At 66.3% G+C, this 21,374-nt stretch carries 20 protein-coding genes; 16 read left to right on the forward strand and 4 right to left on the reverse strand.

What is annotated here, in order from left to right; translation table 11 throughout:
• Window positions 1-18 precede the first annotated feature (18 nt).
• On the forward strand, window positions 19-1,191 hold the full coding sequence (locus AB7U46_RS10425; RefSeq protein ID WP_428336907.1) for an FIST N-terminal domain-containing protein: 1,173 nt from the start codon (window positions 19-21) through the stop codon (window positions 1,189-1,191).
• On the forward strand, window positions 1,188-3,431 hold the full coding sequence (locus tag AB7U46_RS10430; RefSeq protein ID WP_428336908.1) for a PAS-domain containing protein: 2,244 nt from the start codon (window positions 1,188-1,190) through the stop codon (window positions 3,429-3,431). Before AB7U46_RS10425 ends, AB7U46_RS10430 begins: the two co-directional genes overlap by 4 nt.
• 91 nt (window positions 3,432-3,522) lie before the next feature.
• On the opposite strand, the gene AB7U46_RS10435 is transcribed toward AB7U46_RS10430, so the two are convergent.
• Window positions 3,523-3,669, reverse strand: a complete 147-nt coding sequence (locus tag AB7U46_RS10435; RefSeq protein ID WP_428336909.1) for a hypothetical protein — start codon at window positions 3,667-3,669, stop codon at window positions 3,523-3,525.
• Between the two features lie 54 nt (window positions 3,670-3,723).
• Entirely contained in the window at window positions 3,724-4,653 is a 930-nt protein-coding gene (gene cbbR, locus AB7U46_RS10440; protein ID WP_428336910.1) for a LysR family regulator CbbR, read from the reverse strand.
• Between the two features lie 104 nt (window positions 4,654-4,757).
• Here cbbR and AB7U46_RS10445 point away from each other — a divergent pair, with 104 nt between their 5' ends.
• The 13 genes from AB7U46_RS10445 (at window position 4,758) to AB7U46_RS10505 (ending at window position 18,169) form a co-directional block, all read left to right on the forward strand.
• Window positions 4,758-5,753 carry a class 1 fructose-bisphosphatase gene (locus AB7U46_RS10445; RefSeq protein ID WP_428336911.1) on the forward strand — a complete coding sequence of 332 codons (996 nt, stop codon included), beginning with the start codon at window positions 4,758-4,760 and terminating at the stop codon, window positions 5,751-5,753.
• Between the two features lie 2 nt (window positions 5,754-5,755).
• Window positions 5,756-6,628 carry a phosphoribulokinase gene (locus AB7U46_RS10450; RefSeq protein WP_428336912.1) on the forward strand — a complete coding sequence of 291 codons (873 nt, stop codon included), beginning with the start codon at window positions 5,756-5,758 and terminating at the stop codon, window positions 6,626-6,628.
• Window positions 6,629-6,645: 17 nt separating this feature from the next.
• A complete protein-coding gene (gene tkt, locus AB7U46_RS10455; protein WP_428336913.1) occupies window positions 6,646-8,622 on the forward strand; it encodes a transketolase in 1,977 nt (658 codons plus the stop codon).
• Between the two features lie 11 nt (window positions 8,623-8,633).
• Window positions 8,634-9,716: a class II fructose-bisphosphate aldolase gene (fba, locus tag AB7U46_RS10460; RefSeq protein ID WP_428336914.1), complete on the forward strand. Its 1,083-nt coding sequence runs from the start codon at window positions 8,634-8,636 to the stop codon at window positions 9,714-9,716.
• A 17-nt stretch (window positions 9,717-9,733) separates the two neighbouring features.
• Window positions 9,734-11,119 carry a ribulose-bisphosphate carboxylase gene (locus AB7U46_RS10465; protein WP_428336915.1) on the forward strand — a complete coding sequence of 462 codons (1,386 nt, stop codon included), beginning with the start codon at window positions 9,734-9,736 and terminating at the stop codon, window positions 11,117-11,119.
• 48 nt (window positions 11,120-11,167) lie between these two features.
• Window positions 11,168-11,860 (forward strand): ribulose-phosphate 3-epimerase, encoded by a 693-nt coding sequence (rpe, locus tag AB7U46_RS10470; RefSeq protein WP_428336916.1) that lies wholly within the window; start codon window positions 11,168-11,170, stop codon window positions 11,858-11,860.
• Between the two features lie 66 nt (window positions 11,861-11,926).
• Window positions 11,927-12,835 carry an MBL fold metallo-hydrolase gene (locus AB7U46_RS10475; RefSeq protein WP_428336917.1) on the forward strand — a complete coding sequence of 303 codons (909 nt, stop codon included), beginning with the start codon at window positions 11,927-11,929 and terminating at the stop codon, window positions 12,833-12,835.
• Between the two features lie 29 nt (window positions 12,836-12,864).
• Window positions 12,865-13,422 carry a thioredoxin family protein gene (locus AB7U46_RS10480; protein ID WP_428336918.1) on the forward strand — a complete coding sequence of 186 codons (558 nt, stop codon included), beginning with the start codon at window positions 12,865-12,867 and terminating at the stop codon, window positions 13,420-13,422.
• Entirely contained in the window at window positions 13,422-14,081 is a 660-nt protein-coding gene (gph, locus tag AB7U46_RS10485) for a phosphoglycolate phosphatase (protein ID WP_428336919.1), read from the forward strand. The genes AB7U46_RS10480 and gph overlap by 1 nt, the downstream gene beginning before the upstream one ends.
• A gap of 72 nt (window positions 14,082-14,153) precedes the next feature.
• Window positions 14,154-15,020, forward strand: a complete 867-nt coding sequence (locus AB7U46_RS10490) for an MBL fold metallo-hydrolase (protein WP_428336926.1) — start codon at window positions 14,154-14,156, stop codon at window positions 15,018-15,020.
• Window positions 15,021-15,064: 44 nt separating this feature from the next.
• The gene (locus tag AB7U46_RS10495) at window positions 15,065-15,505 is read left to right on the forward strand and encodes a TIGR01244 family sulfur transferase (RefSeq protein ID WP_428336920.1); all 441 of its coding nucleotides are present in this window, start codon (window positions 15,065-15,067) and stop codon (window positions 15,503-15,505) included.
• Window positions 15,506-15,538: 33 nt separating this feature from the next.
• Window positions 15,539-17,308 carry a SulP family inorganic anion transporter gene (locus AB7U46_RS10500; protein ID WP_428336921.1) on the forward strand — a complete coding sequence of 590 codons (1,770 nt, stop codon included), beginning with the start codon at window positions 15,539-15,541 and terminating at the stop codon, window positions 17,306-17,308.
• A gap of 105 nt (window positions 17,309-17,413) precedes the next feature.
• Window positions 17,414-18,169 (forward strand): LuxR family transcriptional regulator, encoded by a 756-nt coding sequence (locus AB7U46_RS10505; RefSeq protein WP_428336922.1) that lies wholly within the window; start codon window positions 17,414-17,416, stop codon window positions 18,167-18,169.
• A gap of 318 nt (window positions 18,170-18,487) precedes the next feature.
• Here the strand turns inward: AB7U46_RS10505 and tsf are convergent, their stop codons facing one another.
• Both tsf and rpsB read right to left on the reverse strand, forming a co-directional pair.
• Window positions 18,488-19,399, reverse strand: a complete 912-nt coding sequence (tsf, locus tag AB7U46_RS10510; protein WP_428336923.1) for a translation elongation factor Ts — start codon at window positions 19,397-19,399, stop codon at window positions 18,488-18,490.
• Window positions 19,400-19,501: 102 nt separating this feature from the next.
• On the reverse strand, window positions 19,502-20,257 hold the full coding sequence (gene rpsB, locus AB7U46_RS10515; RefSeq protein ID WP_428336924.1) for a 30S ribosomal protein S2: 756 nt from the start codon (window positions 20,255-20,257) through the stop codon (window positions 19,502-19,504).
• A 286-nt stretch (window positions 20,258-20,543) separates the two neighbouring features.
• Between rpsB and AB7U46_RS10520 the strand changes: the two genes are divergently transcribed.
• Window positions 20,544-21,374: PfkB family carbohydrate kinase (locus tag AB7U46_RS10520; RefSeq protein ID WP_428336925.1), on the forward strand; the 831-nt coding region annotated here is incomplete at its 3' end.

Consider the following 21,374-nt stretch of genomic DNA (forward strand, 5'->3'; position numbering starts at 1 on the left):
GCTTCGGGAGGACAGCCGATGCAGGAAGTGATGAACGCGCCGGGCGATGCGGCGCGGGCCGCGGGGTGCCCGGTCAGCGCGGCGGTCTCCGCACATGCGGCCGATCCGCTGGACGAGATCGCGCATGCGATCGGGCCCGGCCCCTTTGCGCAGCTTTTCCTCTTCCTCTCGCCTCAGGCCGATGCCGAGGCGCTGGCGGCGCGCGCGGCCACGCTTTTCCCGGGCACGCCGGTCTGCGGCTGTTCGACCGCGGGCGAGGTGACCGGCGCGGGCTATGACGAGGGGCAGATCGTCGCCTTCGCCCTGCCGCGCCGCGGCTTCGACGTCGAGACTTTGGTGATCGAGGGGCTCGACCGGCTCGACACGCGGGCGCTGATCGCCGATCTGCTGCGCGCGCGGCAAAGCCTGGGCCGGCGCGCCTTTTCCCGGCGCCACGAGAGCGCGGTGCTGCTCGTCGACGGGCTTTCGGGCCAGGAGGACGCGCTCGTCGCGGCGCTTGCCGGCGGGCTCGGCCCGCTGCCGGTGGTGGGCGGCTCGGCCGGGGACGGCAAGGATTTCCGCCGCACCCGGATCATCGCGCAGGGCAGGGTGCTCGAGAATGCCGCGGTGCTGACGCTCTTGCGCTCCGACTGCCGGGTGCGGCCCTTCTCGCTCGACCACCTGCGCCCGACCGAGGCGCGGATGGTGGTGACCCGCGCCGAGCCGCACAGCCGCATCGTGCGGCGGATCAACGACGAGCCGGCCGCCGCGGAATATGCGCGGCTGCTCGGTCTGCGCCCCGACCAGCTCTCGACCTATGTCTTCGCCGCCCATCCGGTGCTCGTGCGGGCGGGCGGGCGCCACCATGTGCGCGCGATCCAGCACGCCGACCCCGACGGCACGCTGACCTTTTTCGCCGCGATCGACGAGGGGCTGGTGCTGACGCTGGCCGAACCGCAGGACATCGCCGCCCATCTCGAACGCGAGCTTGGCGCGCTTTCCGCCGAAGCCGCCCCCTCGGCGATCCTCGGCTTCGACTGTATCTTTCGCCGGATCGAGGCGGAGGGCCGGCAGCGCGGCCGCGAGGTCTCGGAAATCCTCGCGCGCCACCGCGTCACCGGGTTTTCGACCTACGGCGAGCAGATCGGCGCGCTGCATGTGAACCAGACGCTGACCGGGCTTGCCTTCTTTCCGCCGGAGGAGCCGCGATGAGCACCGAAGGGCAGGGCAAGCGCGCGCCGGTGCTCTCGCTGATCGACCCCGGCGACAGTCTCGCGCGGCAGAACGAGAAGCTGCTCACCATCGCGAGCGTGCTCATCCGCCATGCCGAGGAGACGACCGAGGATCGCGGCGCCGCTTTCGCCCAGTTCCAGCGCGCGGCGATGCTCGAGGATCAGGTGCGCGAGCGCACGCGCGACCTCGAGCGCACGCTCGATCTGCTGAACTCCTCGAACGCGCGCCTCGCCGATGCCCATCGCGAGACCGAGGCCGCGCGCCAGAACCTCGCCGCCGCGATCGAGACGGTGCAGGAGGGGTTTGCGCTTTTCGGTGCCGACGACGTGCTGGTGATGTGCAATTCGCGTTTCAACGCGCTTTTGCCCGATATCCGCGAAAAGCTTCTGCCCGGGCTCGCGTTCGAGGAGTATATCCGCATCGCGGCGAGCTCGGCGCATCTGGGCATGGCCGAGGGGATGACGCCCGAGCGCTGGATGGAAATGCGCCGCAGCCGCCATGAGCTGCATCACTTCATCCTGACGCAGCGGATGGGGCCCGACCGCTGGGTGCAGGTTTCCGAACATCGCACGCTCGATGGCGGTACGGTGATCCTGCAGACCGAGGTGACCGACCTGATCCGCGCCGAACGCGAGGAACGCGGGCGGATGCTCGACGATCAATCGGCGATCCTGCGCGCGACGCTCGAACATCTGAAACTGGGCGTCTGCATCTTCGACGCGCGGCTGCAGCTTCTGGGCTGGAACGCGCGGCTCGCCGATTTCCTGACCCTGCCGCGCACCCGGCTCCGGCAGGGGATGCAGTTCGACGCGCTGCTCGAACAGGTCCGCGACCAGTTCATTTTTCCCAATGGTTTCAGTGCTTACCGGCTGGCCGACTGGGTCCGCCGCGCGCGTCGCCGCGATCATTTCCAGATGGAGGTGACGCGCGAGGGCGGCCAGGTCTACGAGATCTTCGCCCAGGATCTGCCCGACGGCGGCTTCGTGATGTCGCTGGCCGACGTCACCTCGGAACGCGCAGCGATGGCCGCACTCGCGCGCGCGAACGAGACGCTCGAGGCACGGGTGATGGAGCGCACGCTCGAGCTCGAGGATGCGCTGGCGCAGGCCGAGCGCGCCAATGCCTCGCGCGCCCGTTTCGTCGCGGCGGCAAGCCACGACCTGCTGCAGCCGCTCTCCGCGGCAAAGCTCTATCTCGCCTCGGTGAGCGACGACGCGCTCTCCGCCACCGCCCGCGTCACGCTCGACAAGGCGCAGAATGCGCTCGGCTCGGTCGAGAGCATCCTCGGCGCGCTGCTCGACATCTCGCGCCTCGAATCCGGGCGCGCGGCGGTCGAGGTCGGGCCGGTCGCGCTTGGCCCGATGTTCCGCGCGCTTTCCGACGAATTCACCCCGATCGCGGCGCTGAAAGGGCTCGATCTGGTGATCCGCCCGACCGAGGCGGAGGTGGTCTCCGACCGGTCCTACCTGCGGCGGATCCTGCAAAACCTGATCTCGAACGCGATCCGCTACACCGACCGCGGGCGGATTTTCGTCGCCACGCGGCGGCGCGGCGGGCTGATTTACGTCGAGGTGCGCGACAGCGGCCGCGGCATCGGCGAGGAAGATCAGGATCTGATTTTCCGCGAGTTCCACCGGGTGAACGCGAAGGCCTCGGCCTCCGAGGGGATGGGCCTCGGGCTTGCCATCGTCGATCGCGCCGCGGCACTGCTCGGCCATCCGCTGAGCCTGCGCTCCGCGCCGGGCCGGGGTTCGACCTTTGCGATCGGGCTGCGCGGGGCAAGCGCGCCGGCTTTGCGTGGCGAGGATACGCTGATCGCCCAGGCCGCGCGCGATCCGGAGGCGAACGATCTGCTGGTGCTGCTCGTCGAGAATGCCGCGGATCTGGCGAAGGCGATGGTGCTGCTCCTCGAGAAATGGGGGGTGACGGTGTTCGACGTGTCTTCGGGCGAAGAGGCGCTGGAACTGCTCGAGGCGACCGGGATCGAGCCGGATCTGTGCCTGATCGACTATCAGCTCGGCGACGGGATGAACGGGCTCGACTGTCTGGCCGAGCTGCGCGCGCGGCTGGGCGACGTGCCGGCGCGGATCGTGACGGCGGATCGGTCGGAGGAGCTGCGCGAACGCGCGGCGCAGATGCAGGCGGTGGTGCTGAACAAACCGATCCGCACGAGCGATCTCGCGCAGTTCATTTTCGGGGCCGGAAAGACCGGTGTCTAAGGGAGGAAAGGTGGGCAAAAATGCCCTCCTCACCGCCACACAAGATTCGCATAACCTATATTATGTAAATTATCTATGCGATCCGGCATCATTACGGGCGCAAAACCGTAATGAAATTCAATCCGATAGCGGTCTGTCTTAAAGTGACTTCCCCGGGCCCGGGCATCGGAATGCCGATCTCGATCCGGTGCAGTTTCTCGACCCCGCCGGGGCTGGATACGGCGATTGCATAGGCCATTCGTGATCTCCTGCCGAGGCTATGACGCCAAGGATAGGCCGATGCCCGATCGCGTCAATCGCCCGGCACCTTCGGAAGATAGCGCCCCTCGAGCCCGAGGATGTCGTCCCAGATCCGCAGCGTGACGTCACGCACCCGCGCATGCTCGGGCCGCACCAGAAACCAGTGCCGCTCCACCGGCAGACCCGGCGCGCGCAGCGCCACCAGCCGCCCGCTCGCCAGCTCCTCCGTCACCGTATGCAGGCTGAGAAACGCGATGCCGAGCCCCGCCATCACCGCCTGCTTGATCGTCTCGTTGCTGTCCATCTCGAGCGCGTCATAGGTCCGCCCCTCGCCGATCCGGTCAAGCCAGCGCGTCATCAGGATCCGCGTGCCCGAGCCCTGTTCGCGCGCGATGAAGGTCTCGGCGAAAAGCGCCTCGATCTCCGCCTCGTGGCCGATCAGCGGATGCCCCGGCGGCGCGACGAGCCCGTGCGGATGCGGCCCGAGCGGCGCGGCGATCACCTCCGGGCGCCGCGGTGGCCGCCCCATGATCACCATGTCGAAAGCGTCGCGCTCGAGCCCCTCGATCGTCGCCGTGCGGTTGCCGACCTTGAGCGCGATCTCCACCTCCGGGTGCCGCTCCTGCAGCATCTTCACCAGCCGCGGCGCAAAATATTTCCCCGTCGAGACCACGCCAACGGTCAGCCGCCCGACCTGTCCGCGCCGGATCGCCTCCAGATTGGCCTCCGCCTGCGACAAAATCTCCTCGATCCGCAGCGCCGCCTCGCGCAGCGCCTGCCCCGCCTCGGTCAGCTCAGACCCGCCACCATCCGCCGCACGCTGCGTCAGTCGCACTTGAAGAGCGTCTTCCAACCCCTTGATCTGCGTATGAATTGCCGGCGTCGTCAGCCCCAGGATCTCACCCGCGGCAGTCAGCGACCCGCTCCGCGCCACCGCGTCGAGCGCGCGCAGCTGCTTCAGCGTCAGGGCATTCATCCGCATGACTTCACCAGAATTTAATGCATCTTTTCGATTATTAAATTTCACAAAAAGCCAATCCCCGCAATGCTTGGATCAAATCTGAACATCGTCGGGGAGGAGCTTCGATGTCCACCAGTTTCGACGGCCTCGGCCTTGCGGCCGATCTGGCCGATGTGATGAACCGTCTCGCCGGGGCCGGCGCGCAGCTGTCGTGGCTGATTGGCCGCCACGGCATCACCCAGGATCTCGCCGCAAGCGCCGGCACCAATGCCGGGGGCGATGGGCAGAAAGCGCTCGATCTGATCGCCGACGACATGTTTCGCGCGGCTCTGACCGGATCTGCGGTGCGCTTCTACGCTTCCGAGGAGCAAGACGAGATCCTCGATCTCGGCCCCGGCGGGCTCGCTCTGGCGATCGACCCGCTCGACGGATCGTCGAACATCGATGTCGACGTGTCGATCGGCACGATCTTCTCGATCTTCCCGGCCGCATCCAGCGCCGAGGCGAGCTTTCTGCGACCGGGCAGCGAACAGATCGCCGCTGGCTACATCATCTACGGCCCGCAAACCGCTTTGATCGTTACCTTTTGTGCGGGGGTCCAACACTGGGTGCTCGATCCGGAAACCGGTGCCTGGGCACGGATCGCCGATATCCGCCCCCTGCCCCCGGAAACCTCGGAATATGCGATCAACGCCTCGAACTACCGCCACTGGCCGGCGCCGATCCGCGCCTTCGTCGACGACATGGTCGCCGGCGCCGAGGGGCCGCGGGCGCGCAATTTCAACATGCGCTGGATTGCCTCTCTGGTGGCCGAAACCCATCGCATCCTGATGCGCGGCGGCGTGTTCCTGTACCCCGCCGACGCGCGCCGTGGCTATGAGCACGGCCGGCTGCGCCATGTCTACGAATGCGCACCGATCGCGCTGATCGTGACCCAGCTCGGCGGCGGTGCCACCGATGGCGCCGATCCGATCCTGAGCGCCCTGCCCGCCGCGCTGCACGCTCGCACGCCCTTCGTCTTCGGCACGAATGCGAAGGTCGCGCGCGTCGCCGCCTATCACGACCTGCCGGGGGACGAGACCTCGGCGTTGTTCAACACCCGCGGTCTGTTCCGGAGCTGAAAATGTCGAAAAAACACCCCATCATCTCGGTCGTCGGCTCCTCGGGCGCCGGCACCTCGACGGTCAAGAATACCTTCGACCAGATCTTTCGCCGCGAGGGGATCAAGGCGGTCTCGATCGAGGGCGACGCCTTCCACCGTTTCAACCGCGCCGACATGAAGGCCGAGCTCGACCGCCGCTATGCCGCGGGCGATCAGGGGTTTTCGCATTTCTCCTACGAAGCCAACGAACTCAAGGCCTTGGAGGGCGTCTTTCAAGCCTATTCCGAAACCGGAAAGGGCCAGACCCGGCACTATGTCCACGACGATCGCGAGGCCGCGAAATGGGGCGTCGCGCCCGGCCTCTTCACCGATTGGGCGCCTTTCGAGGAGGATACAGATCTGCTCTTCTACGAGGGGCTCCACGGCTGCGTCGCGAATGACGAGGTCAATCTCTCCGCGCTTGCCGATCTCAAGATCGGCGTGGTGCCGGTGATCAACCTCGAATGGATCCAGAAGATCCACCGCGACCGTGCCTCGCGCGGCTACACGACCGAGGCGGTGACCGACGTGATCCTGCGCCGCATGCAGGCCTATGTGCATTGCATCGTGCCGCAATTCTCGGAAACCGACATCAATTTCCAGCGCGTGCCGGTGGTCGACACCTCGAACCCGTTCATCGCGCGCTGGATCCCGACACCGGACGAAAGCCTTGTGGTGATCCGCTTCAAGAACCCGCGCGGCATCGACTTCCCCTATCTCACGCAGATGATCGCAGGAAGCTGGATGAGCCGGGCGAACTCGATCGTGATCCCCGGCAACAAGCAGGATCTGGCGATGCAGCTGATCCTGACGCCGCTGATCGAACGCCTCGTGCGCGACGCAAAACGCGCCTGACCTACATGAGGAACGCCATGAAAGACCTTCAGATCACTCAGGAAACCATGATGGCGAATGCGATCCGCGCGCTTACCATGGATGCGGTGGAAAAGGCGAAATCGGGCCATCCCGGCATGCCGATGGGCATGGCCGATGTGGCGACCGTGCTCTTCAACCGCTTCATCACGCTCGACCCCACCGCGCCGAACTGGCCTGATCGCGACCGCTTCGTGCTCTCGGCCGGTCATGGCTCGATGCTGCTCTATGCGATCAACCACCTGCTCGGCTATGCCGACATGGTGGGGATCGAGCAGATCAAATCCTTCCGCCAGCTCGGCTCGACCACCCCGGGCCATCCGGAATACGGCCATACCCAGGGCGTCGAGGTCACCACCGGACCGCTCGGCCAGGGGATCGCGACCGCGGTCGGAATGGCGCTTGCAGAGCGTATGAAGAATGCGCGCTATGGCGCTGATCTTGTGGATCATTTCACCTATGTCATGGCGGGGGACGGCTGCCTGATGGAGGGTATCAGCCACGAGGCGATCGACCTCGCAGGCCACCTGAAGCTCGGCCGGCTGATCGTGATGTGGGACGACAACCATATCACCATCGACGGCGATACCAGCCTTTCGACCTCGACCGATCAGCAGGCGCGTTTTGCCGCCGCCGGCTGGCATGTGCAGGCCTGCGACGGCCATGATCCGGAGGCGATCGCCGCCGCGATCGAAGCGGCGCGCGCCGAGGCTCGCCCCTCGCTGATCGCCTGCCGCACGGTGATCGGTTTCGGCGCGCCGACCAAGCAGGGCAGCCATGATGTGCATGGCGCGCCGCTTGGGGCCGAGGAGATCGCGGCAGCCCGTGCCCGTCTCAACTGGCCCCATGAACCCTTTGAAATCCCCTCCGAAATCGCCAAGGCCTGGGGCCGGGTTGCGGCGCGGGGGGCCTCGGCGCGGGCAGCCTGGGAAGCGCGGCTTGCCGCCTCTCCCGCCCGCGCCGACTTTCTTGCGGCCGAGGCGGGCGATACCAGCGCCCTGCCCGCGGTCATCGCCGCCTACAAGGCCGAGCTCAGCGCCGAGCGCCCCAAGCTCGCGACGCGCAAGGCGAGCGAGATGGCGCTTGGCGTGGTGAACGCCACCCTGCCCTTCACCGTCGGCGGCTCCGCCGATCTGACCGGCTCGAACCTGACCCGTTCGAAGGGTATGAAATCGGTGCAATCCGATGATTTCACCGGGAATTACCTGCATTACGGCATCCGCGAGCATGGCATGTCGGCGGCAATGAACGGCATCGCGCTGCACGGCGGTCTGCGCCCCTATGGCGGCACTTTCCTCGCCTTTGCCGACTATTGCCGCCCGGCGATCCGGCTTTCGGCGCTGATGGGCGTGCCGGTCACCTATGTCATGACCCATGACTCGATCGGCCTTGGCGAAGACGGCCCGACGCATCAGCCGGTCGAACATCTGGCAAGCCTGCGCGCGATCCCGAACCTCGTGGTGATCCGCCCTGCGGATGCGGTCGAGACCGCGGAGGCCTGGGAAATTGCCATGATGTCAAGGGACAAGCCGGTGATGTTGGTCCTTTCGCGGCAGAACCTGCCGCTGATCCGCACCGAGCATGTGGCCGAAAACCTCACCGCCCGCGGCGCCTATCTGCTGCGCGATCCGGCCGAGCGTCAGGTCACGCTGATCGCCACTGGCTCTGAGGTCGAGCTCGCGCTTTCCGCCGCCGATCGTCTGGCCCAGGAAGGCATCGCCGCAGCCGTCGTCTCCGCCCCGAGCTTCGAGCTCTTCGCCACCCAGCCCCGCGACTATGTGGCGAAGGTGCTCGGCACCGCCCCGCGCATCGGCTGCGAGGCCGCGCTGCGCCAGGGTTGGGATCTCTTCCTCGCCCCCTCCGATGGTTTCGTCGGCATGACGGGGTTCGGCGCCTCGGCCCCTGCCCCCACGCTCTACGATCACTTCAACATCACCGCTGAAGCGATTGCCGCTGAAGCGAAATCCCGCATCTGAAAGGAAGACCGATGGCGCTCATCACGCTCCGCCAACTGCTCGACCACGCTGCCGAACATGCCTATGGCGTGCCCGCCTTCAACATCAACAACATGGAACAGGGCCTCGCGATCATGGAGGCGGCGCGCGCCTGCGACGCCCCCGTGATCATCCAGGCAAGCCGCGGCGCGCGCAGCTACGCCAATGACATCATGCTCGCCAAGATGATCGAGGCGCTGGCCGCGATCTACCCCGAAATCCCGCTCTGCATGCATCAGGACCACGGCAATTCCGAGGCCACCTGCCTCACCGCGATCCGCCACGGCTTCACCTCGGTGATGATGGACGGCTCGCTCGAGGCAGATGCGAAAACCCCTGCAAGCTACGGATATAACGTCGAAATCACCGAGCGCGTCGCGCGCATCGCGCATTGGGTCGGCGCCTCGGTCGAGGGCGAACTGGGCGTGCTGGGCTCGCTCGAGACCGGCGAGAGTGAGGCCGAGGACGGCCATGGCGCCACCGGCAAGCTCGATCACAGCCAGCTGCTCACCGACCCCGATCAGGCCGTCGATTTCGTCCGCGCAACCCAGGTCGACGCGCTCGCCATCGCCTGCGGCACCTCGCACGGCGCCTACAAATTCTCGCGCAAGCCCGATGGCGACATCCTCGCGATGAGCGTGATCGAGGAAATCCACCGCCGCCTGCCCGACACGCACCTCGTCATGCACGGCTCCTCCTCGGTGCCGCAGGAGCTGCAGGACGTGATCAACCGCTTCGGCGGCGAGATGCCGCAAACCTTCGGCGTCCCGGTCGAGGAAATCGTCCGCGGCATCCGCCACGGCGTGCGCAAGGTGAACATCGACACCGATTGCCGGATGGCGATGGCGGGCCAGTTCCGCCGCATCGCCACCGAAAACCCGGCCGAGTTCGACCCGCGCAAATTCCTCAAACCGGCGATGGACGCGATGCGCGAGCTCTGCCGCAGCCGGTTCGAGGCCTTTGGCACCGCCGGAAATGCCCACAAAATCAAGGTCATCCCGATGGATGACATGGCCAAGCGCTACGCCAGCGGCGCGCTTGCCCCGCAGACCACCGAATTCCGCAAAACCGCCTGATCGAAGGGAGAGAGATCATGGACCAGTCGAACCGCTACGCCCGCCTCGACCTCAAGGAAGAAGACCTGATCGCCGGGGGGCGCCACGTCCTTTGTGCCTATATCATGAAGCCGAAACCCGGCTACGGCTATCTCGAGACCGCCGCGCATTTCGCCGCCGAAAGCTCGACCGGCACCAATGTCGAGGTCTGCACCACCGATGATTTCACCCGCGGCGTCGATGCGCTCGTCTATCAGATCGACCCGGAAAAGGAGCTGATGAAGATCGCCTATCCCGTTGACCTCTTTGACAGAAACGTCATCGACGGGCGGGCGATGCTGGCCTCCTTCCTGACCCTGACGATCGGCAACAACCAGGGCATGGGCGATGTCGAATATGCCAAGATGCACGATTTCTGGGTGCCGCCGGCCTATCTGCGCCTGTTCGACGGCCCCTCGACCACGATCGCCGACCTCTGGCGCGTGCTGGGCCGGCCGGTGGTGAACGGCGGCTTCATCGTCGGCACGATCATCAAGCCGAAGCTCGGCCTGCGCCCCGAGCCCTTCGCCAAGGCCTGCTACGATTTCTGGCTCGGCGGCGATTTCATCAAGAACGACGAACCGCAGGGCAACCAGGTCTTCGCCCCGTTCAAGGAGACGGTCGTCGCGGTGCGCGACGCGATGGTGCGCGCGCAGGACAAGACCGGGGCGCCGAAGCTCTTCTCCTTCAACATCACCGCCGACGACTATCGCGAGATGATCCACCGCGGCGAATACATCCTTGAAACCTTTGGAGAAAACGCTGATCACATCGCCTTCCTCGTCGATGGCTACGTCACCGGCCCGCAGGCGATCACCACCGCGCGCCGCCACTTCCCCAAACAATACCTGCACTACCACCGCGCCGGCCATGGCGCCGTCACCTCGCCGCAGGCGAAACGCGGCTACACCGCCTTCGTGCTCTCGAAAATGGCGCGGTTGCAGGGCGCCTCGGGCATCCACACCGGCACCATGGGTTTCGGCAAGATGGAGGGCGAGGCCGCCGACAAGATGATGGCCTATATGATCACCGATGATGCCGCGCCGGGCCCCTATTTCCACCAGGACTGGCTCGGCATGAACCCGACCACGCCGATCATCTCCGGCGGCATGAACGCGCTGCGCATGCCCGGATTCTTCGCCAATCTCGGGCATTCGAACCTGATCATGACCGCGGGCGGCGGCTCCTTCGGCCATATCGACGGGGCGGCGGCGGGCGCGATCTCCTTGCGTCAGGCCGAGCAATGTTGGAAACAGGGCGCGGATCCGCTGGACTTCGCCAAGGACCACAAGGAATTCGCCCGCGCCTTCGAAAGCTTCCCCGCCGATGCGGACAAGATCTACCCCGGCTGGCGCCAGAAACTGCGGCTCAACTCCGCCGCGTAACCCCTTGACCGGCGGGCAGAAATGCCCGCCTCACCTGATGAGGAAACGATGACCGCCTTCGACCGCTCCATCAAGATCGCCCCCTCGATCCTCTCCGCCGATTTCGCCGATTTCGGCCGCGAGATCCAGGCGATCGAGTCGCAGGGCGCCGACTGGGTCCATGTCGACGTGATGGACGGCCATTTCGTGCCGAACCTCACCTTCGGCCCGCCCGCCGTCGCAGCCTTCCGCAAGCACGTCAAGACCTTCATGGACGTGCATCTGATGATCGCCCCCGTCGATCCCTATATCGACGCCTATGCCGAGGCAGGCGCCGACATGATCACCGCCCATCTCGAGGCCGGCCCGCACATTCACCGCACCCTGCAAGCCATTAAGGCGACAGGGAAAATGGCGGGCGTCAGCCTCAACCCCGGAACGCCCGCCGAGGCCATCGCCGATGTGCTCGACCTCGTCGACATGGTGCTGGTGATGACGGTGAACCCGGGCTTCGGCGGCCAGAAATTCATTCATTCCGGTGTCGAGAAGACCCGCAAAATCCGTTCGATGATCGGCGATCGCCCGATCCACATCCAGATCGACGGCGGCGTCACCACCGAAACCGCCCCCCTCGTCGCGGCGGCCGGGGCCGATGTGCTGGTCGCCGGTTCGGCCGTCTTCAAGGGCGGTTCGGTCTCGAACCCCGAGGTCTACGGCCAGAACATCGCTGCGATCCGCAAGGCGGCGCAATCCGCGCTCTGATCGCTGGACGCGGGGCGGGACAGGCGTCATATTCGAAAGCATGAATACCTGAAGGGAGGACAGGTCATGCAAATCACACGACGCCGCCTGATGACGGGGGCCGTGGCACTGGGCGCGATGGGAGCGCTGCCCCGCCTCGGCTTTTCCGCCACCACGATCACGCTTGGCGAGACCACGATCGACACGCTGTCGGACGGCCATCTGGTGCTGCCGACGGAATTCGTGAGCCCCAACCCCGGGGCCATTGAAATGCTTGCGAAATTCGGGATCACCACGCCGCAGGTCGAGGCGCCTTGCAACGTGACGCTCCTGCGCGACGGCACGAATACGGTGCTTTTCGACGTCGGCGCCGGCCCCGATTTCATGCCCACGGCGGGCAAGCTATCCGCCGCGCTCGATGCGCTTGGCGTCACCCCCGAGGACATCACCCATGTCGTCTTCACCCATGCCCACCCCGACCATCTCTGGGGTGTGCTCGACGAATTCGACGAACCGATCTTTGCCAATGCGCAGCATATGATGGGCCGTGCCGAGCGCGATTTCTGGCTTTCACCCGAGGCCGCGACGCAGATGCCCCATGGCCGCGAAGTCTTTGCCGCCGGTGCCCTGCGCCGCCTTTCCGTACTTGAAGATCGCCTTGCAACCTTCGAGGATAGCGAAGAAATCCTGCCCGGCATCGGCGCGCGCGCAAGCACCGGCCACACCCCCGGCCACATGGCCTTCGAGATCCGCTCGGGCAATACGGCGGTGATGCTTACCGGCGATGCGATCGGCAACGGCCATCTCGCCTTCGCCGTGCCAGACTGGATCTCCGGCTCGGATCAGGACGGCGAGACCGGCATCTCGACCCGCCTCGGCCTGCTCGCGGAACTGTCAGCATCCGGCCTGCCGATGATCGGCTATCATCTGCCCGAAGGCGGCATCGGCCGCGTCGAACGCGCCGGAGACGCCTATCGCTTCGTTGCAGAAATCTAACCACTCCAAGGAGTTGAAAGGAGAAGTTCATGGCCGTTTCGCCCCCCGTCTGCAATTTTGGCTGGAAGGCTCCGGGCTTCTCCCTCTCCGCCACCTCGGGCAAGATCCTGACGCTCGACGACATCCGCGGCCCGCGTGGCACGCTGATCATGTTCATCTGCAACCACTGCCCCTATGTGCTCGCAATCCTCGACCGGCTGCAGCGCGACGCCGAGGCGCTGATGAGCGAGGGGATCGGCGTCGCCGCGATCTGTTCGAACGATGCCGAGACCTATCCCGAGGACAGTTTCATCAACATGGTGCGGATGGCGAAGGAAAAGTCCTTCGCCTTCCCCTATCTAAGCGATGAATCTCAAGAGATCGCAAAAGCTTACGATGCGATCTGCACACCGGATTTCTTCGGCTTCAACGCTGCTGACGAACTCCAGTATCGCGGCCGTCTCGACGCCTCCGGCCGCAATCCGGCGCCCCCCGACGCCCGGCGCGAGCTTTACGAAGCGATGCTCCAGATCGCCCGCACCGGCCACGGCCCCGCCGAACAAATCGCCTCGATGGGCTGCTCGATCAAATGGAAGGACGCAGCCTGATGCCCTGTTCCGTGATCTTCGATCTCGACGGCACGCTGATCGATTCCGCCCCCGCGATCCATGCGGTTTCCAACATGGTCCTGGCCGAGCACGGCTTTGCCCCGCCGACACTCCCCGAGGTGCGCGGCTTCGTCGGCAAGGGCGCGCCGCATCTGGTCCGCTGCCTGCTCGAAAACGCCGGGCAGGATCCGGACGGACCGCTCTTTTCCGAGGTTTTGCAAGATCTTGTGCGGCATTATGAAACCGAGGTCGAAGGCAATCGCCGCTACCCAGGCGTGCGCGCGGCGCTTCAGGAGCTGCGCGACGCGGGCCATCCGCTCGCGATCTGCACGAACAAGCCCTATCGCCCCGCGCTCGCCGCGCTGCGCCATGTCGGACTGCTCGAGCTCTTCGATCTGGTGATCGGCGGCGACAGCCTCGCCACCCGCAAGCCAGATCCGGAAATGGCGCTGCATTGCAAAACGAAGCTCGAACGCGAACGCGCGATCTTCATCGGCGACAGCGAGATCGACGCGGCGACGGCGCAGAACGCCACGCTGCCCTTCGCGCTCTACACCGAGGGCTATCGCCGCACCCCGGTGCATGAGCTGCCCCATTCCGTCGCCTTTTCCGATTTCAAGATGCTGCCCGGCCTCGTCGCGAACTGGCACTGGGGCTGACATCGTGTCGCGGGGCGCGCGCTTGATCGCCCCGGACGAGCGCTTATATCGCAGGGCAAAGGGAGAAAGATGATGCTCAAGCCCGAGGTCAAGGCCTTCTTCGACGAGGCCACCTTCACCGTCACCTTCGTGGTCAAGGATCCGACGAGCCTTTCCTGCGCCGTCGTCGATTCCGTGCTCGATTTCGACTATGCCTCCGGTCGCACCGACACGAAATCCGCCGATGCGGTGATCGCCTGGATCCGCGCCGAGGGGCTGCGCGTCGAATGGATCCTCGAGACCCATGTCCACGCCGACCACCTCTCCGCCGCGCCCTATATTCAGGAGCGCCTCGGCGGCAAGATCGGCATCGGCGACCGCATCACCGTGGTGCAGGACACCTTCGGCAAGATCTTCAACGAAGGCACCGAGTTCCAGCGCGACGGCTCGCAATTCGACAAGCTCTTCGTCGAGGGCGATACCTTCACCATCGGCGCGCTCGAGGGATCGGTGCTGCACACGCCGGGCCACACGCCGGCCTGCCTCACCTATGTGATCGGCGACGCGGCCTTCGTCGGCGACACGCTCTTCATGCCCGATTTCGGCACCGCGCGTTGTGACTTCCCGGGCGGTTCGGCCGAAGCGCTCTATGCCTCGATTCAAAAGATCCTGACCCTGCCGGACGAGACCCGGATCTTCGTCGCGCATGATTACAAGGCCCCGGGCCGTGACAGCTTCGCCTGGGAAACCACTGTTGCGGAAGAGAAATCCCGCAATATCCACATCGGGGGCGGCAAGAGCGCCGAGGACTTCGTGAAGATGCGCACAGAACGTGATGCGACGCTCGCGATGCCGCGCTTGATCATCCCCTCGCTGCAAGTGAATATGCGCGCAGGCCAGATGCCGCCGCCCGAGGACGACGGCAAGACCTATCTCAAGGTGCCGGTGAACGGCCTGTAATCTTCGAGGCGGGCCGCTGCCCGCCTCACCCATGAGGACGCGCGATGGATCCCCGCAAGCTTTCCGATACATTCTCGGTCTCCCCCCAGATCGAGCCCGAAGACGTGGCCGCGCTCGCCGCGCTCGGTTTTCGCACGCTGATCTGCAACCGCCCCGACGAGGAGGTCGACGCGGCGCATGGCAGCGCGGCGATGGCGCAGGCGGCGGCCGACGCCGGGATGGCGTTTCACTATCTGCCCTATTACCCGGGCGAGATGACGCTCGACCTCGTCGCGGCCTTCGAGGCGGCGATGGCCGAGGCCGAACAGCCCGCCTTTGCCTATTGCCGCTCGGGCACGCGCTCCTCGCATCTCTGGGGCATGTCGCAGGCCGGCCTGATCCCGCTCGAAGAGATCGTCACCGCCGCGGCCGCCGCGGGCTACGATCATTCCTCGCTCTTGCCGGCGCTGCAATTCCACGCCGGAAAACGTGTGAATAACGGCTGACAAGGCCCTATGTTAAAACGATATTTTCCGATATTGACCTGGGGGCGCGCGTACACGCGCACGACCTTTGAGGCCGATATCGTCGCGGCGCTGATTGTCACCATCATGCTGATCCCGCAGGCGCTCGCCTATGCGCTGCTGGCGGGACTGCCGGCTCAGATCGGGCTTTACGGCTCGATCCTGCCGCTCGTCGTCTACGCGCTGCTCGGCACCTCGCGCACCCTCGCCGTCGGTCCGGTGGCGATCATTTCGCTGATGACCGCCGCCGCCGTGGGCCAGATCGCCGCGCGCGGCACGCCCGAGTATCTCGGCGCCGCGATCGCGCTCGCCTTCCTCTCCGGGCTGATGTTCCTCGCCATGGGCTTCCTGCGGCTCGGCTTCATCACCGCCTTCCTCAGCCATCCGGTGATCTCGGGCTTCATCTCCGCCACCGGCCTGCTGATCGCCGCGGGCCAGGTGAAGCACTTCCTCGGCACCGGCGCCGAAGGGCAGACGCTCCTGCCGATGATCTCGGGCATCGTCGAGAACCTCGGCGCGATCAAGCCGGTCACCGTCCTGATCTCCACCCTTTCCATCGGATTTTTATTCTGGTCTCGAAAGCACTTGAAGGGCGTTCTTGAAGCACTCGGCATGGCCGCGCGCCCGGCGATGATCCTGTCGCGCGCCGCGCCGCTCTTTGCCGTCGCGGGCACCACGGCGCTCACCTGGGGCTTCGGGCTCGAACGCTTCGGCCTCGCCACCGTGGGCACGATCCCCCGCGGCCTGCCGATGCCCGCGCTGCCGCCCTTCGACCTCGCGCTCTGGCGCGAGCTTGCCCTGCCCGCCGCGCTCATCACCATCATCGGTTACGTCGAGACGATCTCCGTCGCCCAGACCCTCGCGGCCAAGCGCCGCCAGCGCATCGACCCCGATCAGGAGCTGATCGCCCAGGGCGGCATCAACCTCGCCTCCGCCTTCTCCGGCGGGTTGCCGATCTCGGGCGGCTTCGCCCGCTCCGTCGTCAATTTCGACGCCGGCGCCGCCACCCCCGCGGCCGGCGCCTTCACCGCGGTGGGCATGGCGCTCGCCACGCTCTTCCTCACCCCCGCGCTTTACCACCTGCCGAAGGCCACGCTCGCCGCGACGATTTTCACCGCCGTGATCTCGCTGATCGACGTCAAGGCGATCGGCAAGACCTGGCGCTATTCGCGCGCCGACGGTTTCGCGATGGTCGTCACCATCCTCGTCACCCTTTTCGAGGGCGTCGTCGCCGGGATCTCGGCCGGCGTCGTGCTCTCGATCCTGCTGCAACTCTGGCGCGCCTCGCGCCCGCATGCCGCCGTGATGGGCCAGGTTCCCGGCACCGAGCATTTCCGCAACATCCGCCGCCACCGGGTGATCGAAACCCCCGAGGTGCTCTCGATCCGCATCGACGAGAGCCTCTGGTTCCCGAACGCCCGCTTCCTCGAGGACACGATCTACGACGCTGTCGCCGCCGAGCCGGCGATCCGCCATGTCGTACTCAACTGCCCGGCGATCAACTATATCGACGCCTCCGCGCTCGAGGCGCTCGAGGCGGTGAACGCCCGGCTCAAGGATGCCGGCGTGCTGCTGCATCTGAGCGAGGTCAAGGGCCCGGTGATGGACCGGCTGATGCGCTCCGATCTGCTCGCCCATCTCGGCGGCAAGGTCTATCTGACCCAGTTCGACGCGCTGATGGCGCTGGCCCCCGAGGTCACGCGCGAGACCCTGGCGATGCCGCGCTGCGAAACCGCCCGCCGCGCCGCGGACAGCGCGGCAGGGAACGATTTCAACCCGACGTAACAATCGCAAGGCCGTTCAAGGCCTTGCATGGAATCCGAGCTTCGTGGCAAATGGTTGAACGCCTCAGAGACGCGTGAGTCCCGCGGTGGTCCTGTCGGGGGGATGATGCTCGAACACATTGAAAGACTGATCGCCCTCGAAGATGTCGAGGCGGTGTGGGCGCTGCATTGCGAGCGCATGGCGGCCTATGGGTTCGACCGCCTGGTCTATGGTTTCAGCCGGTTCGTGACGGCCCCCGGCTTCGGCAATCCCGAGGACAATCTCGTTCTCTCGAACCACGAGAAGGCCTATCTCGACGAATTCATCGGCAACGGGCTTTTCGGCGACGCGCCGATGGTGCGCTGGTCGACCGACCATGTCGGCGCCTGTTCCTGGGGCTGGGCGGCCGCGCGCGCCGCCGCCGGCCTGCTGACCCCGGCCGAGATCAGGGTGCTCGAGTTCAACCGCCGCCACGGCGTGCTCGCGGGCTATTCGATCGCCTTTCCCGACAGTTCCTCGCGCGCGAAGGGCGGCATCGGACTTTGCGCCCGGCGCGGTCTCGACCAGGAGGCGGTGGATGCGATCTGGGCCGAACAGGGCCGCGAGATCATGCTGCTCAACGCGCTGATGCATCTGAAGATCACCACGATGCCCTTCCCCACCTCCCGCCGCAAGCTGACGAAGCGCCAGCGCGAGGTGCTCGAATGGGTGGCCGATGGCAAGACCACCGCCGATATCGCGCTGCTGCTCGACCTGACCCCGGGCACGATCGAGAAACACCTGCGTCTCGCACGCGAGGCGCTTGACGTCGAGACCACGGCGCAGGCGGTGCTCAAGGCCTCGCTGCAGCGGCAGATCTTCCTGAACCTGCCGCGGGGGTGAGGAAAACCTCACTCGTTCCCCTCGCGTTCCCGGAGTAAATTCTCACCGTTCCGTGAGTGGTGGCTTCGGCCAGGAACGGGGGTGGCTGCCGGATATTTCCCGGCAAGGCCCCGACCGGGTAACCGGCAAGCGGTCCAGCGGGTGCATTTCCACCCGTCTGGGCCGTGACAGTTTCAGCCCCCCATAAGCGCCCGACATCTTCGCGCCCGCTATCTTCCGCGCCCGCCGCGGTCGCAATCACACCCCGCCCGGTTTCCACCACCGCAAATGCAAACGCCGCCCCCGAAGGAGCGGCGTCGCAAGTTCTGTCCGGAAGGATCAGGCGCCGGCCATGGTCTTGGCGACCTCGGCGGCGAAATCCTCTTCCTTCTTCTCGATGCCTTCGCCGACGGCGACGCGCGCGTAACCGGTGATCTCGACACCCGCTTCCTTCGCCGCCTGTTCGACGGTCAGGTCGGGATTGATGACGAAAGCCTGACCGAGCAGCGTGTTCTCGGCGAGGAATTTCTTCATCCGGCCCGGGATGATGTTGTTGTGGATCACCTGCTCGGGCTTCGGCTTGGCCGAGCCGGCATTCTCTTCCAGCGCCTTCGCGGTCTGCACGCGCAGCTCGTGTTCGACGACGGCCGGATCGAGCGTCGCTTCCGAAAGCGAAAGCGGGTTGGTCGCGGCGATGTGCATCGCGAACTGCTTGCCGATCTCCTGCGCCTTGGCGGCATCGCCCTTCAGCGCGACGAGCACGCCGATCTTGCCCATGCCATCGGCCGCGGCGTTGTGGACATAGGAAACCACGGTGTCGCCTTCGAGCACATGCATGCGGCGGAAGGTCATGTTCTCGCCGATCCGCGCGATCGCGTCGGTGAGCACGGCCTCGACCGTCTTGCCGTTCAGGTCGGCGGCCTTCACCACCTCGACCGACTCGCCGGTTTCCAGCGCGATCTTGGTGATTTCACGCACGAGCGACTGGAAATCGGCGTTCTTGGCGACGAAGTCGGTTTCCGAGTTGATCTCGATCGCGACGCCGCGGCCGCCGTTCACGGCCACGCCGATCAGGCCCTCGGCCGCCACGCGGTCGGCCTTCTTCGCGGCCTTCGCGAGGCCCTTGGTGCGCAGCCAGTCGATCGCGGCATCCATGTTGCCGTCGGTCTCGGTCAGCGCCTTCTTCGCGTCCATCATGCCCGCGCCGGTGGTCTCGCGCAGTTCCTTCACCATCTGAGCGGTGATCGCCATAGGACTTCTCCTCTGAATATGGTCCGGGCGGGGTTACCCCCGCCCCGTGTCAATCGGGTGACAGGGAGCGCCCGGCCGCAAGTGGGGGCGCTCCGAAAGGCCTCAGGCCTCGGCTTCTTCCTCGACGGGCGCTTCTTCGAGCGCACCGAGGTCGACGCCGGCGGCGCCCATCTGCGCGGTCATGCCGTCGAGGGCAGCGCGCGAGACGAGGTCGCAGTAGAGCGAGATGGCGCGCGCGGCGTCATCGTTGCCCGGGATGATGTAGTCCACGCCCTTCGGCGAGCAGTTGGTGTCGACCACGGCCACGACCGGGATGCCGAGCTTCTGCGCTTCGAGGATGGCGAGGTCTTCCTTGCCCACGTCGATCACGAAGAGCAGGTCCGGCAGGCCGCCCATTTCGCGGATACCGCCGAGCGAGGCCTGCAGCTTGGCCTGTTCGCGTTCCATGTGGAGACGCTCTTTCTTGGTCAGGCCTTCCGCACCCGAGGCCATCACCTCGTCGATGTGCTTGAGGCGCTGGATCGACTGCGAGACGGTCTTCCAGTTGGTGAGCGTGCCACCGAGCCAGCGGTGGTTCATGTAGTACTGCGCGCATTTTTCCGCGGCATCGGCGACGGCCTTCGAGGCCTGACGCTTGGTGCCGACGAAGAGCACGCGGCCGCCCTTGGCGACGGTGTCGCGCACGACCTGCAGAGCGGCGTCCAGCATGGGCACGGTCTGGGTCAGGTCGACGATATGGATGCCATTACGCTCGCCATAGATGAACTCCGCCATGCGCGGGTTCCAGCGTTGCGTCTGGTGACCATAGTGAACGCCAGCTTCGAGCAGCTGACGCAGCGAGAAATCGGGAAGCGCCATGTTCCATTTCCTTTCCGGTTTGCGCCTGAGCGGAGGATTTCAGGGCATCGCCCCAACCGGTGGACCTGCGGGGATGTCTCCCCCGAAGGCCCGCCTCCGCCTGTGAAGTGCGCGCGATATAGCGGCCCCTCGCCCCGCTGGCAAGCGGAGGATGCCTCCGGCGGAGGTATTTTCGGCAAGATGAATGCAGTTTTCCTTCATCTTGCCCGAAATACCTCGGGGGTCCGGGGGCGGCGCCCCCGGCTCTGCCCCTTGCGCGCCGCCGCGCGGCGGGGCACCAAGGGGCATGGACAAGACCCCCGACATCCTCTGCATCGGTTCCGTGCTCTGGGACATCATCGGCCGCGCGCCGCTGCACATGCGCGCAGGCTCCGACGTGCCCGGCCGGATCACCCGGCTGCCCGGCGGCGTCGCGATGAACATCGCGATGACGCTCACCCGCTTCGGGCTGAGCCCGGCGATCCTGACCGCGATCGGGCGCGACACGGAGGGCAGCGAGCTGATCTCCGAGGCCGGTCTCCTCGGCATCGACTGCGACTTCGTCTATCGCTCCGACGACCTGCCGACCGACCGCTACATGGCGATCGAGGGGGTGAACGGGCTGATCGCGGCGATTGCCGATGCGCACAGCCTCGAGGCCGCGGGCGACAAGATCCTGCGCCCGCTCGCCGATGGCCGGCTTGGCCACGCCGGCGCGCCCTGGGCCGGGCCGATCGCGCTCGACGGCAATCTCACGCAGATCCTGCTCGCCGAGATCGCGCGCTCGCCGCTTTTCGCCGCCGCCGATCTGCGCATCGCCCCGGCCTCGCCCGGCAAGGCCGAGCGCCTCGCGCCGCTGATCCCGCATCCGGGCGCGACGCTCTACGTCAATCTCGAGGAGGCCGGGATCCTCTGCCAGACCGAATTCGCCTCCGCCGAAGCGGCGGCCGCGGCGCTCGTCGCGCGCGGCGCGAACCATGTTCTGGTGACCGACGGCGGGCGCGCCGCGGCCGATGGCGCCGCCGGCGCCGCGGTGATCACCGCCGCCCCGCCCCCCGTTCTCGTCACCCGCGTCACCGGCGCGGGCGACACTTTCATGGCCGCGCATCTCGTGGCCGAACGCGCCGGCGCCGATCGC

It is taken from the genome of Paenirhodobacter sp., assembly GCF_050177655.1.
GTDB lineage: Bacteria > Pseudomonadota > Alphaproteobacteria > Rhodobacterales > Rhodobacteraceae > Rhodobacter.

Coding starts and splice junctions, on each gene's coding strand:
- AB7U46_RS10430 (WP_428336908.1), top strand. CDS start 1,188: ATGAGCACCGAAGGGCAGGGCAAGCGCGCGCCGGTGCTCTCGCTGATC.
- AB7U46_RS10495 (WP_428336920.1), top strand. CDS start 15,065: ATGGATCCCCGCAAGCTTTCCGATACATTCTCGGTCTCCCCCCAGATC.
- cbbR (WP_428336910.1), bottom strand. CDS start 4,653: ATGCGGATGAATGCCCTGACGCTGAAGCAGCTGCGCGCGCTCGACGCG.
- tsf (WP_428336923.1), bottom strand. CDS start 19,399: ATGGCGATCACCGCTCAGATGGTGAAGGAACTGCGCGAGACCACCGGC.
- AB7U46_RS10480 (WP_428336918.1), top strand. CDS start 12,865: ATGGCCGTTTCGCCCCCCGTCTGCAATTTTGGCTGGAAGGCTCCGGGC.
- rpsB (WP_428336924.1), bottom strand. CDS start 20,257: ATGGCGCTTCCCGATTTCTCGCTGCGTCAGCTGCTCGAAGCTGGCGTT.
- AB7U46_RS10465 (WP_428336915.1), top strand. CDS start 9,734: ATGGACCAGTCGAACCGCTACGCCCGCCTCGACCTCAAGGAAGAAGAC.
- fba (WP_428336914.1), top strand. CDS start 8,634: ATGGCGCTCATCACGCTCCGCCAACTGCTCGACCACGCTGCCGAACAT.
- AB7U46_RS10490 (WP_428336926.1), top strand. CDS start 14,154: ATGCTCAAGCCCGAGGTCAAGGCCTTCTTCGACGAGGCCACCTTCACC.
- AB7U46_RS10435 (WP_428336909.1), bottom strand. CDS start 3,669: ATGGCCTATGCAATCGCCGTATCCAGCCCCGGCGGGGTCGAGAAACTG.
- AB7U46_RS10505 (WP_428336922.1), top strand. CDS start 17,414: ATGCTCGAACACATTGAAAGACTGATCGCCCTCGAAGATGTCGAGGCG.
- AB7U46_RS10425 (WP_428336907.1), top strand. CDS start 19: ATGCAGGAAGTGATGAACGCGCCGGGCGATGCGGCGCGGGCCGCGGGG.
- AB7U46_RS10445 (WP_428336911.1), top strand. CDS start 4,758: ATGTCCACCAGTTTCGACGGCCTCGGCCTTGCGGCCGATCTGGCCGAT.
- rpe (WP_428336916.1), top strand. CDS start 11,168: ATGACCGCCTTCGACCGCTCCATCAAGATCGCCCCCTCGATCCTCTCC.
- tkt (WP_428336913.1), top strand. CDS start 6,646: ATGAAAGACCTTCAGATCACTCAGGAAACCATGATGGCGAATGCGATC.
- gph (WP_428336919.1), top strand. CDS start 13,422: ATGCCCTGTTCCGTGATCTTCGATCTCGACGGCACGCTGATCGATTCC.
- AB7U46_RS10475 (WP_428336917.1), top strand. CDS start 11,927: ATGCAAATCACACGACGCCGCCTGATGACGGGGGCCGTGGCACTGGGC.
- AB7U46_RS10450 (WP_428336912.1), top strand. CDS start 5,756: ATGTCGAAAAAACACCCCATCATCTCGGTCGTCGGCTCCTCGGGCGCC.